Source organism: Lysobacterales bacterium (assembly GCA_016703225.1).
Classification (GTDB): Bacteria; Pseudomonadota; Gammaproteobacteria; order Xanthomonadales; family Ahniellaceae; genus JADKHK01.
On the sequence record JADJCM010000003.1, the window covers coordinates 405,583 to 422,212 of the forward strand.

Consider the following 16,630-nt stretch of genomic DNA (forward strand, 5'->3'; position numbering starts at 1 on the left):
CGAACATGGTTGGAAGGTTGCGCATCGCCACGCGCAAGAGCCCGCTTGCGCTCTGGCAAACCGAGCACGTGGCACAACGACTGCGTCAAGCGCACCCCGGATTGAGGGTCGAGCTGTTGCCGCTGTCGACGCGCGGCGACGTCGTGCTCGACCGCTCGCTCGCGGCCATTGGCGGCAAGGGCCTGTTCCTCAAGGAACTGGAAGAGGCGATGCAGGAGGGCCGCGCCGATCTGGCCGTGCACTCGCTCAAGGACGTGCCGATGCAGCTTGATCCCGGTTTCGCGCTGGCGGCAATCCTCGCACGCGCCAATCCCTACGATGCCTTCGTGTCCAACCGCTTCGCCGAATTCGACGAGTTGCCGCAACGTGCCGTGATCGGCACCTCGTCACTGCGGCGCCACGCGCAGATCCGCGCACTGCGTCCCGATCTGCAGGTGCGTGACCTGCGCGGCAACGTCAACACGCGCCTGGCCAAGCTTGATGGCGGCGAGTACGACGCCATCGTCCTCGCCTGCGCCGGTCTCGAGCGGCTCGGCTTCCACGACCGCATTCGCGCGCAACTGATGCCGCCGCGCTTCCTTCCGGCCGTAGCACAGGGCGCGATCGCGATCGAAGTGCGCGAAGGCGATGCCGCAGTCGGCGCGCTATGCGGCGTGCTGCACGATGTCGAAACCGGGTTGCGGGTGCGCGCCGAGCGCGCGATGAACCTGGAACTGCACGGCTCCTGCCAGGTGCCGATCGCCGGCTTCGCGACGCTGGTCGATGGCCAGCTGCATCTGCGCGCACTGGTCGGCGACACCGTCACCGGCGAGATCCTGCGCGCCGAGGCCAGCGCCGCCGCGGACGATCCGGAGAGGCTTGGACGATCCGTAGCCGCGCAGTTGCGCGCGCTGGGTGCAGACCGGCTGCTGCACGCAGCGCACTGAGTCCCGCTCGCGCTGGCGCCCTCAATTTCCGCCGCGCCATGCGCAGTTGTGTCATTTGTGCCTGTCTCCCGATAGGCAAATCAGGGACTTACGCGATTGGTTGCGGGAGCTTGGGGGCTCCGGAGCCCGGGACCGTCGACGGTAAGAGGCATCCACGGGCTACACCGTCCATCCGTGCAGTTGATGTCGGGTATCGCCAGGAAATTGCGCTGCTAGACGCTGAAGCAACCAAACGGATTCGAGGGCAATCATGAGGTCATCAATGCACCGCGCTCCGCCGAGTGTTCCCTGCCGCTCGCGCGATTCCCGCTGCAATGCCGGCGTTCGGCTCGTCGCCGCCCTCGGGCTGTGGCTGGGACTGGGTCTGGCGTGCGCAGCCCAGGGCCGGGAGGGCATCGCGAGCGCTTCCGGTGCGCCGAACGTTTCCGGCGAATTGCGCATCGCATCCTGGTCGGCTCCGCAGTTCCGGCTGGGCAACCCGAACGACGACCCGCAACTCGGTGAGGGCGCGCCCGGTCAATTGTTCGGTGACTCCATGGCGCTGGATGGCGACACGCTTGCCGTCGGCGCTTGGCGTGGCTGGAACGATCAAGGCCAGCCCACCGGTGCCGTCTACATTTTCGCCCGAGTGGGTGGCGAGTGGGTGCGTCAGGCCAAGCTGCTCGCGCCGGATGCAAGAAGCTACGACGCATTCGGCGGCGAACTTGCACTGGAGGGAAACACACTGATTGTCGGTGCACACAACTATTCGCGCCCGCCATTTTCGTACCAGGGTGCTGCCTACGTGTTCGCGCGCGACGCGCTCGGTTGGCACTACCAACAGACGTTGCTGGAAACGACACCACAGTCCAGCGGCCGCTTCGGCGCGGTGATCGCGCTGAACCAGAACACCTTGGCCATTTCCTCGCCTGTGCGCCAGATCGGCGCGCTATCCCGTGCCGGCGCGGTGTACCTGTTCGCACGCAACGGCGGTCAATGGCAGTCCCAGCAGGAGATCACCGCACCGGAACCGGTAGCGGACGGCGTGTTCGGCAGTTCGCTGTTGCTGTTGGACGACGAACTGCTCGTTGGCGCCAGCGGTGAGGAACAGAAAGCCGGTGCAGCCTATGTCTTCGGGCGCGAGGACACGCTCTGGGCCATGCGTCAGCGCTTGGTACCGCAGGTCGCCAACGCCCAAGACCTGTTCGGCACAGACATCGCTGGCAACTCCGACCGCGTGCTGATTTCCAGCCCCGCGCATTGGATAAACAGCAGCGCGCCTAGCCAGGTGATCGAATGGCGACGCATCGCCGGTCAATGGGTCCAGGGCCAAAGTTTCAGTACCGAGATGCTGCCGAACTTGAGCAAATTCGGGCGCGGCCTCAACTATCGCGATGGCCGATGGCTGGTGAGCGCCGTGTACATGCCGTCAGCGCAATCCATGACGGGCGTTGATCTGTTCGTGTATGAAGTGATCGCCGGTAGCCTGAGCCGCACGCAGCAGATCGGCTTGCCTTATGCGGGCGGCAGTGGCTACGGCGTGCGTAGTCTGGCGTCGAGCGCAGATCAGGTGCTGGTGGGCTTGCCGGAGAGCTTTGCGTTTCCGTACGCCGAGGCGGGCGAAGTTCGTGTCCACGACATGGTGCCACCTGGCGCTGGCGCCCAGTTGACCTTGAACAACGGCGGCACAGCGACCGGCGAAGGTTTCGGTAGCGCAGTTGCGGCAAACGCGGAGTGGTTGCTGGTCGGCACGCCGGGTGAGCGGCGCCGTTCAGCCACGGCGGGCGCGGTGTTTGCATACCCGCGCGAAGCCGTCGATCAGGTACAGCCGGCTGCGCTGTGGGGCAACGATGCTGTGCCTCGCGATCGCTTCGGCTCGACGCTTGCGTGGAGCGATGACACGCTGCTCGTCGGCGCACCGGGCAACGCCGGTGCGGTTTATCACTTCGCGTGGGTCGGTTCGCAGTGGATGCAGATCGACAAGTGGCCGGCGCCGTCCTCAACAAGCCAATCGCTGTTTGGCAACGCGATTGCGGCCACCAGCCAGCGGGTAGTCATCGGCGCCGAGAATGAACCCATTCCCGGCACCGGCGGATCGGGCGTGGCCTATGTCTACGAACGCGGCGCTGCCGGTTGGCAAGCCCCGGACCGTCTGCAGGTCAGCGACGCGGACTCGCAGTCGAGCGTCGGCCGAGCCGTCGCCATCGAACAGGACACCATCGCGCTGGGCGCCGTGCCATTCATTGCCAACCCATTCGGGTTCCCTGAACTGGGCGAAGGCGCAGCCTATGTGTTTGTCCGAACCGCGCAAGGTTGGGTTGAGCAAGCAAAGCTGCTCCGACCGATTGACGAGGACCTGCCTGGTGCGTTCGGCATGGCCGTTGCCATGCTTGGCGAGACGCTGTTTGTAGGCGCACCGCGTGCGGAGCAAGTTCACATCTTCATGCGGCAGGGAGAGAACTGGTCCTGGATGGAGATGCTGACTGCGCCCGACGCCAGCCTGAGTGGATTCGGTTCGAAACTCGGCGTGAGCGATGGACAATTATGGGTCGGTGCCGAAACCGGAGTGGGTGGTGTGCATCGATACCAGCTTCGCGATGGACACTGGCAACTGCAGCAGTCATTTGCGCTGGGCGGTGAACCCCGGTTCGAATCGTATTCCACAAGCTTCACCGCCGTCGGCGACCACCTGTATGTGGGTGCGCCGGGAACCCCCGGTCACTCGCCTGGCATCCACCGGGCCGGCTCGGTGTTCGTGCACGAACTGCCCTTGTTCTCCGATGATTTTGAGCGCTAGGGAAGGGCTGGTGCTGGTCTTCCCCACGCACGTGGGGAGTTCTGGCATCATCGTTCCCGAGCCGATGCTCGCGCGCTGCGTTGCGCGGACAATGCGATGAACACTGCCGCAGGTCAATGAGCGTTCTCGCGACAGCGCCCGAGAGTACCGGCTCGATCAGAACCCGTAGACCAGATTCACCGTGGTCAGCGTGTCGGTCTTCTTGATCGGGGCCACCACGTCAGTGTTGTGACGCACCTGAACGCCGGCTTTGATCGCGAACTTCTCGCTCATCGCCACCTGCACGCCGAAATCGTTTTGCGCGAAGGTGTTGTCGTTGCCGCCTTCCACCAGGAACGTGTCGTAGAGCGAGGTGTTGCCGGTCAGCTTGTGCTTGAAATCGACGAAACCGCGGCCGACGAAGTCGCCCTCCGCGTCGAACTCGACGTAATGCCCGGGCGCCGGCGTGGTGACGAACAGGTCGGCCGGCCGGTAGCGGCGATAACCGGGGCCGGCCTCGAACGCGAGCTGAGTGCTGTCGTTGTCGATCGCCTTGTAACCGAAACCGATGGCAACGGTGGCCTGGTAGTCGTAAGGGGCGAAGTCATCGTTTTCGTAGCGCGCCGAGCCCACCAGGTAGGCGCGCTCGTTGAACTTGTAACCGGCTTTGCCGCCGAGTTCGAAGCGGTTCGCGGTTTCCAGGTTCGTGCTCTCGGCGCGCAGCGCCAGCGCATAGACGTTGTACAGCCACTGGTCTTCCTCGAACTTGAAGTCGAGCTTGCCGTTCACCGTCAGGTTGTCGGCATTGCCACTCGACAGCACCAGGCCGAACTCGCCCTGACCGGTCCACTCCTGTGCCGTGGCGGCGAACGTGATCGCCGAAAGAATGGCGATCGCGAGGGTCTTTGGGATCATCCGAAAACTCCTTAGAAAATGCCCTCGCCAGCAGGCGGCGTCATGGGCGAAGCCGCGCATCCTAGGCGGCGCCAATGAACCGGCAATGAAGCTGCGTCGACGGTGCGCGTCGAGGCAGCTGCCAAGAACGTCTCAGAACGGCCAGTAGTGCGGGACCAGCCACATGCTGACGCCGAAGAACAGCGCGTTCAGCGGGATGCCGACGCGGGCGAAGTCGGAGAAGCGGTAGCCGCCGGCCTGGTAGACCATGGTGTTGGTCTGATAGCCGACCGGGGTCGCGAAACTGGTCGACGCCGCCACCGCCACGACCACCAGGAAGGGCATCGGGTCAACACCGAGCGCATGTGCGGTGGAGATCGCGATCGGGGCGAGCAGCACCGCGGCGGCGTTGTTGCTCATGAACTCGGTAAGCACGGCGGTGGTCAGGTAGATCGCAGCGAGCGCGGCCAGCGGGCCATGCACGCCGATGTGGCTCTGGACCAGGAAGGCGATCTCGCTGGCGATGCCGTGTTTATCGAGTGCGGTGCCGAGCGGAATCAGGCTGGCGAGCAGGATGATCACCGGCCATTCGACTGCGCGGTAGGCCTGTTCACGGCTCAGACAACGGCTCGCGACCATCAGCGCGGCACCGGCCACGGCAACGGTCTGGATCGCCACCCAGCCCATCGCCGCAAGTGCGATCACCGCGCACATGATGGCGACCGAGAGCAGGGCGCGCAGGCGGCCGTGCTGCTGCGTCGGCCACTCCTTGAGCACGATCAGTTCGGGACGGCCACGCACGCGCTCCAGTTCATGTTCGTCGATCAGCATCAGCAGCGCGTCGCCGGAGGCGAGCAGTATCTGGTCGAGTGCGGTGCCGCGCAGCACCTGGTCACGGTGGCGCACGGCGACGATCAGGGCCGCATCCCCGAGTTCCATGGTGAGGGCTCCGAGTGGCCGCCCGTGCAGTCGCGAGTGGGGTGCGATCAGCACTTCAAACAGCTGGCGGTCACCGGCCTTGGAGTCGACGCCCAGCTGGTACTCGGCATCGATCTCCAGGCCCGTTTGGGCGCGCAGCGCCGTCAGCTTGTCCAGCGGGGCGGCGACACGGATGACGTCGCCGGCGCGAATCGCGTCGGCGCGGCGCGACCACAGCCGGCGCTGGTCGCGCAACAACTCGATCACGGTGACGCCATGGTTCTCGGCGAAGCGCGATTCGCGCAGGGTCTGATCGATCAACGGCGAACTGGCGCGCACGCGCAGGTCGGTCACGTATTCGCCGACGCCATAGCTCTCGCCGAGGCTGCGATCCGGATGGGTCGGCAGTAGCCAGCGTCCGAACAGCATCAGGAACAGCACGCCAGCACCGAACAGGGGCAGGCCGACCTGGCCGAGTTCGAACATGCTGAAGGCACGCAGGCCTTGTGCTTCGGCGATGTTGCTGACCAGGATGTTGGTCGAGGTGCCGATCAGAGTGCACACGCCGCCGAACTGCGCCGCATAGGACAGCGGGATCAGCAGCCGCGACGGCGCAATCCGGCGCAGTCGCGCCGCCGCCACCACCAGCGGCAGCAGCACCGCCACGGCTGCGGTGTTGTTCATGAAAGCCGAGACCGATCCGGCCATCAGCATCATCGCCAGCAACAGCATGCTGGGCCATTCGCCGGCACGTGCCAGCAATCGAGCCGCGCGTTCGAGCACGCCGGTTTCGCGCAGCCCGGCGGACAGCACGAACATGGCCGCTACGGTCAGCACGGCACTGCTGCTGAAGCCGGCGAATCCCTCGCTGGGCGTCACCACGCCCGCGAGCAGCAGTACCGAAAGTACGCCGACCCCGACCACGTCCATCGGCAGTCTTTCGGTCAGGAACAGCAGCACCGCCAGAGCCAGCACGGCGATGGTGATCCAGGCCTCGGGGGTCATGGCGGAACTCCATTCATGCGTGGATTGGAGCATGTGTGCCGGCGCTGACCAAGGTCGTCACCGCTTGGGGATGCCCATGCACTCGTCGCTGGTATTCGGGTCGTCGGGATCGTCGCAGCCGCGCGGCACGTAGAGGTCGGTGTGGTGCGCGCGCTGGATCTCGCGACCGGGGTCGCGGCCTTCGGTGATGCCCATGAAGTCGGTGACGTTGTTCGCACCGCGCGTGCTCATCAGCTTGTGCATGACCGCAATCGCGACCCGTTCCGGGCTCGGCGGCGGCCGCTTGAACACGATGCCGGCGTCGATGAAGGCTTCGGCGCGTCCGGAGATCGGCGCTGCAACACGACCGTCGGCCCGCGTGCCTTGCCCCGCAATGTCGGAGGCGACGCCAGCGATGTCGCCGAACAACTGCGCGCTATCGATCGCAGTCGGTTGCGGCTCGATGTTCGACGTCGTGGTCGCGGGGGTGCGCGCTTGCAGCACCGCCCGCACGACGCTCGGTCGCGGCGTCGGGAAGGGCACGGCGTCGATGCGTTCCGCCGCGGCCGGCGCGGGCGGCGCCGGGGCTGGTTCGTCGAACTCGACGATCAACGTGGCTGGCGTTGTTGCGTGTGCGGTCGTTGCGGCGCGTTGCCATGGCGTCGGTGCGCGCAGCAACCACCAGGCCATGGTCGCGTGCAACAGCAGGGTGAAGGCTATCGCCGGGGCCGCGCGCTGCAGCTGTTCGCGCGCGGTTTCCGGCAGTCGTGGTGCCGTGGGGATGGGCCAGTCGCTTCCTTGCATCATGGGCGGTCTTGTACGCGCTCGGGGATTTACACGATGTTAAACCGCGTTACCCTCGCGCCAGCCACGGAACGCCGACATGGACCGCTACGAACGCACGCTCAAGCTGCATCGCATGCTCAAGACCTCGCGTTATCCGGTCGCACTGAGCCGGCTCTACGACGAACTCGAGTGCTCGCGCGCCACGCTCTACCGCGACATCGCCTTCCTGCGCGACGCCCTCGGCGCGCCGATCGAATCGGACCGCGACCAGGCGGCAATCTTCTATGCCGGCGCTGATGCCGAGACCTTCGAGTTGCCGGGACTGTGGTTGTCGAGCGCCGAACTCGAGTCGCTGCTGGCGATGCACCAGCTGATCGCGCGCAGCGGTGGCGAGGTGTTGTCGGGAGCGCTGGCGCCGCTCAAGGCGCGCATCGACAAGCTGCTGTCCGACCAGTCGCAGGGCAAGCGCTGGCCGCTCGAACGCATCCGCGTCACGCGTGCGCTGTCGCGCGTGATCGACGAGATCGTGTTTCGTCGTGTCGCCAGCAGCGTGCTCGAACGACGCAAGCTGAAGTTCGGCTACCGCGCTCGTTCGACCAATGCGGTGACCGAACGCCTGGTCTCGCCACAGCGACTCACGCATTACCGCGAGAACTGGTATCTCGACGCCTTCGATCACGAACGCGAGGCTCTGCGCAGTTTCGCGCTCGACCGCGTGCGCGATGCTGCGGTGCTGGATGCGCGCGCCGACGATGTCCAGGAAACCGAGCTCGACACCCACCTGGCCTCGAGCTATGGCATCTTCTCGGGCGCACCCAAGGCCTGGGCGACGATCCGCTTCTCGCCCAAGGCTTCGCGCTGGGTCGCCGACGAGCGCTGGCATTCCAAACAGGAAGGTCGTTTCCTTGACGACGGCCGCTACGAGCTGCGCGTGCCGTACTCGAACGCGCGCGAGCTGCTGATGGATGTATTGCGCTATGGCCCGGACGCCGAGATCGTCGCGCCGATTCCCTTGCGCGAGGAAGCGCGGATCCAGTTGCAGTTGGCGTTGTCGAACTACGACCCCGGACCAGGCTGAGCGCGTCTCAGCCGGCGAGACCGGCCTCGGCAAGGCTGCGCGCACTGGTCGAGGAGAGCGTCATGTCCACGTCGATTTGCCCCTATTGCGTCTGGGCCGCCTGCGGTCTGTCACTGATGTTGTGCGCGCCGGAATTGCTGTCCATGTCCACGCCGATCGGTCCGGCGCCGCTGTGGTTGTTGTTGGTTCCGTTCGCCAGCGCCCTGCTGCGACGCGGTTTCCGGGCCGCGAACGCCTGAGAACCACCGCGCTTCCGGCGAGGGGGCAGAGGCATCCCTGCTAAGCTACGCGCCCTTTTTTGAGGCCGTGGACCCGATGAAGATCCGTCATGTGCATGCGCGCGAAATTCTTGATTCGCGCGGCAACCCCACCCTTGAAGCCGAAGTGACGCTGGAATCCGGAGCGATGGGCCGCGCCGCAGTGCCGAGCGGTGCCTCGACCGGATCGCGCGAGGCGGTGGAACTGCGCGACGGCGACAGGACGCGCTACCTCGGCAAGGGTGTGCGCAAGGCGGTTGCAAACGTGAACGGCGTCATCGGCGCCGCAGTTGTCGGTCGAGATGGCAGCGACCAGCGCGGGCTCGACGATGTGTTGATCGCGCTCGACGGCAGCGACAACAAGGGACGGCTCGGTGCCAATGCGCTGCTCGCGGTGTCGATGGCGAATGCGCACGCGGTCGCCGCGGCCAAGGGTCTGCCGCTGTGGCATCACCTCGCCGGTGATCGCGAAGCGCTGTTGCCGGTGCCGATGATGAACATCATCAACGGCGGTGCGCATGCCGACAACAACGTCGATCTGCAGGAGTTCATGGTCATGCCCGCCGGCATCGGCAGTTTCTCGGAGGCGCTGCGCTGCGGCACCGAGATCTTCCATGCACTGAAGTCGGTGCTGAAGGCACGCGGTCTCGCCACTGCCGTCGGTGACGAAGGCGGCTTCGCACCCGACCTGCGCTCGAATGAAGAAGCGATCGAGACCATCCTGGAAGCAGTGGCCAAGGCCGGCTACAAGGCCGGCGAAGACGTGTGGCTGGCGCTCGATGCCGCCGCGTCCGAGTTCTACAAGGACGACGGCAGGTACCACCTCACCGGCGAGGGCAAGAAGCTGAGCTCGGAGCAGATGGTCGAGTTCTATGCCGCGTGGTGCGCGAAGTACCCGATCGTGTCGATCGAGGACGGCATGGCCGAGGGTGACTGGGACGGCTGGAAGCTGCAGACCGAGCGTCTCGGCAAGAGCGTGCAACTGGTCGGCGACGATCTGTTCGTGACCAACCCGAAGATCTTGCGCGAGGGCATCGACAAGGGCATCGGCAATGCCATCCTGATCAAGGTCAACCAGATCGGAACGCTCAGCGAGACGCTCGACGCGATTGCGCTGGCGCACGCCAACCGCTACGCCGCGATCATCTCGCACCGCTCCGGCGAGACCGAGGACACCACCATCGCCGATCTGTCGGTCGCGACCACCGCCACCCAGATCAAGACCGGTTCGCTGTGCCGCAGTGACCGTGTCGCCAAGTACAACCAGCTGCTGCGCATCGAGGAAGTGCTCGGCGCGAAGGCGCGCTACGCCGGTCGTGCCGCCTTCATCAGCCTGCCGGCATTCCAGTAATCGAACTCGGTGAAGCTGCGCCATCCGTATCGCTGGCTGATGCTCGGGTTGATCGTGTTGCTGATCGGCCTGCAGGCCAAGCTGTGGTTCGGGCAGGGTGGGCGGCCCGAGGTGCAGCATCTGCAGGAGCGTGTCGCCACCCAGCGGCGCGAAAATGCCGAGCTGCGCAAACGCAAAGAAGCGCTGGCGGCGGAAGTGGAGGATCTGAAGTCCGGCACCGAAGCGATCGAAGAGCGCGCGCGCAGCGAGCTCGGCATGATCAAGCCGGGTGAGGTGTTCTACCAGGTGGTGGAGCCGGAAGCACCGGCCAAGGAGAGCGAATGATCTGGTGTGTGGTGCCCGCCGCGGGAAGCGGACAGCGCTTTGGTTCGGCCCTGCCGAAGCAGTATGCGCCGCTGGTCTCGGAGCCAATGATCGTGCGCACGCTCGATCGACTGGCCGCGCACCCGCGCGTCGCTGGTTTGATGGTGGCGCTGGCCAAGGATGATCCACACTGGCCCGGCATCGAGGAACTCGAGGGCAAGCCGGTGCGCACCTGCATCGGCGGCGAAGAGCGCGCGCAGTCGGTGCTCGCAGCACTCGACGCGCTCGCCGGCACCGTGGCCGATTCCGATTGGGTACTGGTACACGACGCCGCGCGTCCGTGCATCCGCCATGGCGATATCGACGCGCTGATCGAACAGGGCACGCGCCACGACGACGGTGCCATCCTCGCCGCGCCAATGCGCGACACGGTGAAGCGCGGCGCCGCTGGTGGCCGCATCGAAGCCAGCGTGCCGCGCAGCGAGCTGTGGCGCGCGCTGACGCCGCAGCTGTTTCGCTTCGGGCGGCTGCGCAGCGCTTTGCGCGCGGCCCTCGCCGAAGGCAATGGTGAGGTCGCGATCACCGACGAGGCATCGGCGATCGAGCGCAGCGGCGGCCGACCACTGTTGGTGGTCGGTGCCGACGACAACATCAAGGTGACGACGCTGCACGACCTGGCGCTCGCCGAATTCATCCTGACTTCGCCGGCATGAGCCACCGCATCGGCCACGGCTACGACGTCCACGCATTCCGCGATGGTGACCATGTGATGCTCGGTGGCGTGCGCATCGCGCATGAGCGCGGCATCGACGCCCACTCCGATGGCGACGTGGTCCTGCACGCGCTCTGCGATGCCTTGCTGGGGGCGCTCGCGCTCGGCGATATCGGCCAGCATTTTCCGCCCTCCGACGCGCGCTGGAAGGATTGCGACAGCCGCGTGTTCGTGCGCCATTGCGCGACCTTGCTGGCCGAGCGCGGCTGGCACGTCAGCAATTCCGACATCACCGTGCTTGCCGAGGCGCCGAAGATCGGCCCGCACCGCGAGGCCATGCGCGCCGCGATTGCACAGGAACTCGGCATCGAGATCGAGCGCATCTCGGTCAAGGCCACGACCACCGAGAAGCTCGGCTACATCGGCCGCCGCGAGGGCCTGGCCGCGGAAGCCGTGGTGTTGATCGACCGGATCCTGCGATGATCGAGTTGCCGTTCGCCCACGGCGGCGCTCCGCTGCGCGGTCGCCTGCGAGCCGAGATCGAGGACTTCTTCGTCGAGGAGCAACTCGGCTTCGAGGCCAGCGGCAGCGGCGAGCACTGGCTCGTGCATGTCGAGAAGCGTGGCGCGAATACCGGCTTCGTTGCCAAACAGCTCGCGAGCTTCGCCGGCGTGACCGAGCGCGACGTCGGTTATGCCGGCATGAAGGACCGTCACGCGGTCACGCGGCAGTCGTTCTCGGTGCTGGCGAAGAAGGGGCGGGACACCGACTGGACGCAGTGTGCGATCGAAGGCGTGAGCGTGCTCTCGGCACAGCGGCATGCCCGCAAGATCCAGCGCGGGGCGTTGCGCGGCAACGCCTTCGTGATCCGCCTGCGTGAGGTCGACGGTGACCGCGATCTTGCGGCCCAGCGCATCGTCGCGATCACGGCCATGGGCGTGCCCAACTACTTCGGCGAGCAACGCTTCGGACGCGGTGGCGGCAACGTCGACAAGGCGCTGGCGATGTTTGCCGGAAAACGTGTCGAACGCGCCGAGCGCTCGATTCTGCTCAGCGCCGCGCGTTCCGAAATCTTCAACGCGGTACTCGCCGCACGGGTCAGTGACGGCAGCTGGCAGCGTGCGCTGGACGGCGATGTGTTCCAACTCGACGGCCGTTCCGCGATCTTTGGCCCCGAACCACTTACTGACGAACTGCGCGACCGTGTCGCGCGCGGCGACATTCATGCCACCGGCCCGATGTTCGGCCGCGGCGAATTGCGCAGCACGCTGGCCGTGCATGCGCTGGAGTCCTCACTGTTCGCGCAGTTCCCGGAGCTCTGCGCCGGCCTCGCCGCCGCCGGCCTCGACCAGGAACGTCGCGCCTTGCGCCTGCCCGCACGCGACTTCCGCTGCGACTGGGATGGCGACACCTTGATCGCACGCTTCACCTTGCCCGCCGGCGCCTACGCGACCACCGTGCTGCGCGAACTCGTGGACTGGAACCCGGCGAGCTGAATCCGCTCGCCGGGTGCGACGCTCACAAGCCGGTGCTGTGGCTGACGTCGTCGATGTAGACGTTGACGTTGTAGCTGGTCTGCGCGCGGTACAGCCAGATCGCGTCGAGGGTGACGCTGGCGGCGCTGATCGTGCCGTTGCCGCCGGCCCAGGCGTCCCATTGCGCGGCGTCGTCGAGGCGCCATTCGAGCCAGGTCCAGGTGTTCGCCGGGATGGCCTTCGCGATGGAGCGCTCGGTGCCGTCACTGTCATCGACGCCCAGCGCAGCACTCATGCCGGTGCCGCCGGTGTAGATCCAGAAGCCGACCTTGCCGCCGGCGCGTGCCAGCGCGGTGTTCGCGCCGGGGCTGCCGGCGCCGGACAGGAATCGCACTGCCCAGGATGCGGTCGACGCGCTGTTGTCAACTAACAGGACGCGTTCCGAGCACGCGCCGCTTTGCGCGAACGTGCAGTAGCGGTCGGCGGTCGATGCGGTGCTGATGCCGGTGGTGCTGCCCGAGTAGGTCGGGCTGGTGGTGAAGTGGCCTTCACCCGCTTCGAAGTTGTCGAGCACCACGGTCTGCGCCGGATTCAACAGGTTGTAGTAGCGCGCCCAGTCCCAGTGGATGCCCGGGTCGGTGTGGGTGTTGTTGGAAAAATGCTGATGGCCTTTGATCTTAACTGCGGTTGAAAGCACATTGATGGTGCTGCCGGAGGGGCCGCTGTAGGCGGTCCTGCAGTCGATGCTCCAGACCGCGCAGAAGTGACGCGTGAGTGCGCTCGACGCGTTGTACATCGCACTCGTGTACCAGGCGCTGTTCGATACGTAGCCTTCGTGTTCGATGCCCAGCGTGTAGTCGTTGTGCGACTTGACGTGGTTGGCGACGCGATACTCGCGCACCATCTGCGTGAGCTGGCCGTCGGAACTGCGGATCACGAAGTGTGCGCTGACACTGTACGGGTTGCTCTGGAACCAGGAAATCGTTCCGGCGTAGCTGCCTTGGGTGATGTGGATCGCCACCGCCGTCGGCTTTGCGACCGAGCGTGCCGAGTGGTAGGGCGATGCGACCCAGAGTGCAGGTGCGTAGTCGGTGCTCTTTGGCGAAGGCGCGGTCGAGTGCAGGGTTTCGTCGCGCGGATCGAGCAGGTAGCCATCGGTTTCGATGCGATCCTTGCTGGCGTCGAGGCGCACGAACGGCGCGCCGAGCTTGGACAGCGTGTCGACGTCGAACGCCTTCTCCCATTCGATCGCGCGCTCGGGTACCGCGGCGCCGTCTTCGTTCACGCCACGGTCAAGCGCAAGAAGCACGTCGTAGGCGAAGCTGGCACGTGCAAATTGCTGGATGCGGCTCTTGGCCTCGCCGCCGAAACTCGCGTAACGCTGCAACACCTCGGCGTAATCGCTGGGCGCTGCCTTCGACGGCAGTGACGAGGCTTCTCGATCGAGCAGGGCGGCGGCAGCGAGGATGTTGTGGCGGGCATCGCTCGCCACCAGATCGCCGGGTACTCCGATCAGAGCTGCACCCGCTTCGACCTGGTTCGCGAAGCCTTCGCCGCGATACAGACCCATCACTCCGAACGCACGGGGTTGATGTTGGTGGGCGTCGGCACGCTTGGCCGGCGCCAGGTGTTGCCAACGACTCTGCGACCAGGCCAGGGCTTCGAGCAACCCCTGCGGCAGTCGTGGATAGCGGGCGTAGGCTTCGGCGAAGTGGGCCTTCAGCGCGGCGCGATCCGCGCTGGTGTCGTATTCGACAACATCGCGCGCCGAAGACGCGTCAGGCGCAACGAACTCCATCGCCTGCGCCGGCAACACGGCGAGCAAAGGCAAGGACAACAACAGTCCGCGAAGCATCCCCATGGTTTTCCCCTGTGATTGAAACGATTGCTTGAATCGTCGCGCAAGCGTCTCGCGACCCCGGACGGGATCGATCGGCAATGCTGCGGTGTTGCGCTTGATAGCGACGCGGCCCGTTGCGGGCAAGCGGCAGTGCAACAAACTGAGACAGGAGCGGCGGCCTCCGCCGGCTGGTCCTCGGCACCCGAATCAGTGAAAAGCGAAGTGGACTCCCTTCCGGGCTTGCTCGCGTCGGAGCGGCAGCCTCCGCCGGCTGGCCCTCGGCACCCGAATCAGTGAATACCGTTGCTCCCTTCCGGGCCTGGCGGGGTTTTCCACCTATCGTCGCGAGGAACCGACGGAGACCACCATAGAAACCGGTGCTTCCTGCCGTCGCACCGGCGAGCCGGAAACTTGGGGCAGGGTAGAGCTGGCGGAGCGAGAGGGATTCGAACCCTCGATACGGGTATAAGCCGTATACACACTTTCCAGGCGTGCTCCTTCAACCGCTCGGACATCGCTCCACTGGAACCCCGACGCGACCATGGCCGCGTCGGGGGGCGCGCACTGTAGCCGCTCGCGCGGCTTGGCTCAAGCCGAACTGGCCGCGCGCGCCCGGGGTTGGCACAATGCACGTTCCCAAACGGTGCCGTGATGTCGTATCAGGTCCTTGCTCGCAAATGGCGCCCGAAGCGCTTCGCCGAACTGGTCGGGCAGGAGCATGTGGTGCGCGCGCTCAGCCACGCGCTCGACAGCGGTCGCATCCACCACGCCTTCCTGTTCACCGGCACCCGCGGTGTCGGCAAGACCACGATCGCGCGCATCTTCGCGAAATCGCTGAACTGCGAACGCGGCACATCGGCTGAACCTTGTGGCGTGTGCTCGATCTGCAGTGACGTCGATGCCGGGCGCTTCTTCGACCTGCTCGAGATCGACGCCGCCAGCAACACCGGTGTCGATGACGTGCGCGAGTTGATCGAAAACGCGCAGTACCTGCCGGCGCGCGGCCGCTACAAGGTCTATCTGATCGACGAAGTGCACATGCTGTCCAAGAGCGCCTTCAACGCGCTGCTGAAGACGCTCGAAGAGCCGCCGGGTCACGCCAAGTTCCTGCTCGCGACCACCGATCCGCAGAAGCTGCCGGTCACCGTGCTGTCGCGTTGCCTGCAGTTCAACCTGAAGCGACTGACGATCGAGCAGATCGTGTTCCAGGTCGACCGCATCCTCGCCGCCGAGCAGATCGAGCACGATCCCGAGTCGGTGCGCGAGATCGCGCGCGGCGGCAATGGCAGCCTGCGCGATGCACTGAGCCTGCTCGACCAGGCGATCGCGTTCGGCGGCGGCAAGCTGGTTGCGTCCGAAGTGCGCACCATGCTCGGCACCATCGACCGCGGCGCGGTCACCGACTTCCTCGATGCGATCGTGCGCGACGATGCCGCCGCGCTCGCCGCGCTGATCCAGCAGGCCGCCGAATTCCAGCCCGACTACGCGACCGTGCTCGACGCCTTCGCCGAAGCGATGCACGCGATCCAGGTCGAGCAGTTGATTCCGGGCGCGGCCAGCGATGCCGCCTGGCCGGTCGCCGGGTTCGCCCAACGTCTGGCGCCGGAAACCGTGCAGCTGTTCTATCAGCTGGCGATCACCGGACGCCGTGATCTGGCACTGGCACCTAGCCCGCGCATCGGCTTCGAGATGACGCTGATGCGCATGCTCGCGTTCCAGCCGGCGCCGGCTGCCGGTGATGCACCGGTCCGCAGTACCAGCGCTCCGCGAACGATGTCTGCTCCTTCGCAGTCGCCTTCCCAGACGGGGCCGGAGCGTAGCCCGGTCGCGAGTGCCGCGGCGATGGTGTCGATGCAACTCGGCGAAGCGGTCGCCGCGCCCCGAGCAGCGGCGTCGATGGCGATGCCTGCGGCCGCGGCGCAACCGGCGCCCGCGCCGGCTGCGACGCCGGCGCAGCGCTTCGATCCGGCGGCGTGGATGGATTTCGTCGACCACTCCGAGTTGCGCGGACCTGCGCGTGAATTCGCAGCCAACCTCGGCTTTCTCGGCGACGATGGCGAGAACATCCGCGTATCGCTTCCCGCCAGCCACGAGCACCTGCGCAATGAGTTCGCGTTGCGCAAGCTGCAAGATGCGCTCGCGGTCGGCACCGGCCGCGGCGCGCGTATCCAGGTCGAGATCGCCGCCGTGATGGGCGACACCGCTGCGTCCCGCGCGGCGCGCGACCAGAGCGAACGCGATGCCGCCGCCGAGGCCGCAATTGCCGCTGACCCCTTTGTGCAGCGCGCGATCCGCGAGTTCGGCGCGCGCATCCTCCCCGATTCCACCAAACCTCTCGACTAAGGAATTCC

General features: G+C 66.1%; 14 protein-coding genes, 1 tRNA gene and 1 other RNA gene. 10 read left to right on the forward strand and 6 right to left on the reverse strand.

The features are described 5' to 3' along the window. The first annotated feature begins 5 nt into the window (after positions 1-5). Together hemC and IPG63_14980 are read left to right on the forward strand one after the other, a co-directional pair. The gene (gene hemC / locus IPG63_14975; protein ID MBK6728503.1) at positions 6-926 is read left to right on the forward strand and encodes a hydroxymethylbilane synthase; all 921 of its coding nucleotides are present in this window, start codon (positions 6-8) and stop codon (positions 924-926) included. A gap of 535 nt (positions 927-1,461) precedes the next feature. Then, complete coding sequence (locus IPG63_14980; protein MBK6728504.1) at positions 1,462-3,702, forward strand: FG-GAP repeat protein; 2,241 nt, start codon at positions 1,462-1,464, stop codon at positions 3,700-3,702. A gap of 156 nt (positions 3,703-3,858) precedes the next feature. Here IPG63_14980 and IPG63_14985 read toward each other — a convergent pair whose 3' ends face one another. From IPG63_14985 to IPG63_14995, 3 genes are all read right to left on the reverse strand, one after another. Continuing rightward, positions 3,859-4,596 (reverse strand): DUF481 domain-containing protein, encoded by a 738-nt coding sequence (locus IPG63_14985; GenBank protein ID MBK6728505.1) that lies wholly within the window; start codon positions 4,594-4,596, stop codon positions 3,859-3,861. 132 nt (positions 4,597-4,728) lie between these two features. Next, positions 4,729-6,498: an SLC13 family permease gene (locus IPG63_14990; GenBank protein ID MBK6728506.1), complete on the reverse strand. Its 1,770-nt coding sequence runs from the start codon at positions 6,496-6,498 to the stop codon at positions 4,729-4,731. A 57-nt stretch (positions 6,499-6,555) separates the two neighbouring features. Further along, entirely contained in the window at positions 6,556-7,284 is a 729-nt protein-coding gene (locus tag IPG63_14995; protein MBK6728507.1) for a hypothetical protein, read from the reverse strand. Positions 7,285-7,360: 76 nt separating this feature from the next. Here IPG63_14995 and IPG63_15000 point away from each other — a divergent pair, with 76 nt between their 5' ends. From IPG63_15000 to truD, 7 genes are all read left to right on the forward strand, one after another. Continuing rightward, the gene (locus IPG63_15000) at positions 7,361-8,341 is read left to right on the forward strand and encodes a YafY family transcriptional regulator (GenBank protein ID MBK6728508.1); all 981 of its coding nucleotides are present in this window, start codon (positions 7,361-7,363) and stop codon (positions 8,339-8,341) included. A 62-nt stretch (positions 8,342-8,403) separates the two neighbouring features. Beyond that, positions 8,404-8,580: a hypothetical protein gene (locus IPG63_15005; GenBank protein MBK6728509.1), complete on the forward strand. Its 177-nt coding sequence runs from the start codon at positions 8,404-8,406 to the stop codon at positions 8,578-8,580. Positions 8,581-8,656: 76 nt separating this feature from the next. Next, on the forward strand, positions 8,657-9,949 hold the full coding sequence (gene eno, locus IPG63_15010; GenBank protein ID MBK6728510.1) for a phosphopyruvate hydratase: 1,293 nt from the start codon (positions 8,657-8,659) through the stop codon (positions 9,947-9,949). A gap of 39 nt (positions 9,950-9,988) precedes the next feature. After that, on the forward strand, positions 9,989-10,273 hold the full coding sequence (ftsB, locus tag IPG63_15015) for a cell division protein FtsB (protein MBK6728511.1): 285 nt from the start codon (positions 9,989-9,991) through the stop codon (positions 10,271-10,273). Further along, positions 10,270-10,965 (forward strand): 2-C-methyl-D-erythritol 4-phosphate cytidylyltransferase, encoded by a 696-nt coding sequence (locus IPG63_15020; protein ID MBK6728512.1) that lies wholly within the window; start codon positions 10,270-10,272, stop codon positions 10,963-10,965. Before ftsB ends, IPG63_15020 begins: the two co-directional genes overlap by 4 nt. After that, positions 10,962-11,447, forward strand: a complete 486-nt coding sequence (gene ispF, locus IPG63_15025; GenBank protein MBK6728513.1) for a 2-C-methyl-D-erythritol 2,4-cyclodiphosphate synthase — start codon at positions 10,962-10,964, stop codon at positions 11,445-11,447. The genes IPG63_15020 and ispF overlap by 4 nt, the downstream gene beginning before the upstream one ends. Continuing rightward, positions 11,444-12,460: a tRNA pseudouridine(13) synthase TruD gene (gene truD / locus IPG63_15030; protein MBK6728514.1), complete on the forward strand. Its 1,017-nt coding sequence runs from the start codon at positions 11,444-11,446 to the stop codon at positions 12,458-12,460. The genes ispF and truD overlap by 4 nt, the downstream gene beginning before the upstream one ends. A 22-nt stretch (positions 12,461-12,482) precedes the next feature. Here the strand turns inward: truD and IPG63_15035 are convergent, their stop codons facing one another. The 3 genes from IPG63_15035 to IPG63_15045 form a co-directional block, all read right to left on the reverse strand. Continuing rightward, complete coding sequence (locus tag IPG63_15035) at positions 12,483-14,300, reverse strand: N-acetylmuramoyl-L-alanine amidase (protein MBK6728515.1); 1,818 nt, start codon at positions 14,298-14,300, stop codon at positions 12,483-12,485. A 240-nt stretch (positions 14,301-14,540) separates the two neighbouring features. Further along, an RNA gene (gene ffs, locus IPG63_15040) (signal recognition particle sRNA small type) lies at positions 14,541-14,638 on the reverse strand. 69 nt (positions 14,639-14,707) lie between these two features. Then, positions 14,708-14,800: transfer RNA gene (locus IPG63_15045), tRNA-Ser, on the reverse strand. Positions 14,801-14,930: 130 nt separating this feature from the next. Here IPG63_15045 and dnaX point away from each other — a divergent pair. After that, positions 14,931-16,622: a DNA polymerase III subunit gamma/tau gene (dnaX, locus tag IPG63_15050; GenBank protein ID MBK6728516.1), complete on the forward strand. Its 1,692-nt coding sequence runs from the start codon at positions 14,931-14,933 to the stop codon at positions 16,620-16,622. Positions 16,623-16,630: the final 8 nt, after the last annotated feature.

Excerpts from the sequence above, each read along its gene's own strand:
- hemC (MBK6728503.1), top strand. The coding sequence starts at position 6 with ATGGTTGGAAGGTTGCGCATCGCCACGCGCAAGAGCCCGCTTGCGCTC.
- IPG63_14980 (MBK6728504.1), top strand. The coding sequence starts at position 1,462 with ATGGCGCTGGATGGCGACACGCTTGCCGTCGGCGCTTGGCGTGGCTGG.
- IPG63_14985 (MBK6728505.1), bottom strand. The coding sequence starts at position 4,596 with ATGATCCCAAAGACCCTCGCGATCGCCATTCTTTCGGCGATCACGTTC.
- IPG63_14990 (MBK6728506.1), bottom strand. The coding sequence starts at position 6,498 with ATGACCCCCGAGGCCTGGATCACCATCGCCGTGCTGGCTCTGGCGGTG.
- IPG63_14995 (MBK6728507.1), bottom strand. The coding sequence starts at position 7,284 with ATGATGCAAGGAAGCGACTGGCCCATCCCCACGGCACCACGACTGCCG.
- IPG63_15000 (MBK6728508.1), top strand. The coding sequence starts at position 7,361 with ATGGACCGCTACGAACGCACGCTCAAGCTGCATCGCATGCTCAAGACC.
- IPG63_15005 (MBK6728509.1), top strand. The coding sequence starts at position 8,404 with ATGTCCACGTCGATTTGCCCCTATTGCGTCTGGGCCGCCTGCGGTCTG.
- eno (MBK6728510.1), top strand. The coding sequence starts at position 8,657 with ATGAAGATCCGTCATGTGCATGCGCGCGAAATTCTTGATTCGCGCGGC.
- ftsB (MBK6728511.1), top strand. The coding sequence starts at position 9,989 with ATGCTCGGGTTGATCGTGTTGCTGATCGGCCTGCAGGCCAAGCTGTGG.
- IPG63_15020 (MBK6728512.1), top strand. The coding sequence starts at position 10,270 with ATGATCTGGTGTGTGGTGCCCGCCGCGGGAAGCGGACAGCGCTTTGGT.
- ispF (MBK6728513.1), top strand. The coding sequence starts at position 10,962 with ATGAGCCACCGCATCGGCCACGGCTACGACGTCCACGCATTCCGCGAT.
- truD (MBK6728514.1), top strand. The coding sequence starts at position 11,444 with ATGATCGAGTTGCCGTTCGCCCACGGCGGCGCTCCGCTGCGCGGTCGC.
- IPG63_15035 (MBK6728515.1), bottom strand. The coding sequence starts at position 14,300 with ATGGGGATGCTTCGCGGACTGTTGTTGTCCTTGCCTTTGCTCGCCGTG.
- dnaX (MBK6728516.1), top strand. The coding sequence starts at position 14,931 with ATGTCGTATCAGGTCCTTGCTCGCAAATGGCGCCCGAAGCGCTTCGCC.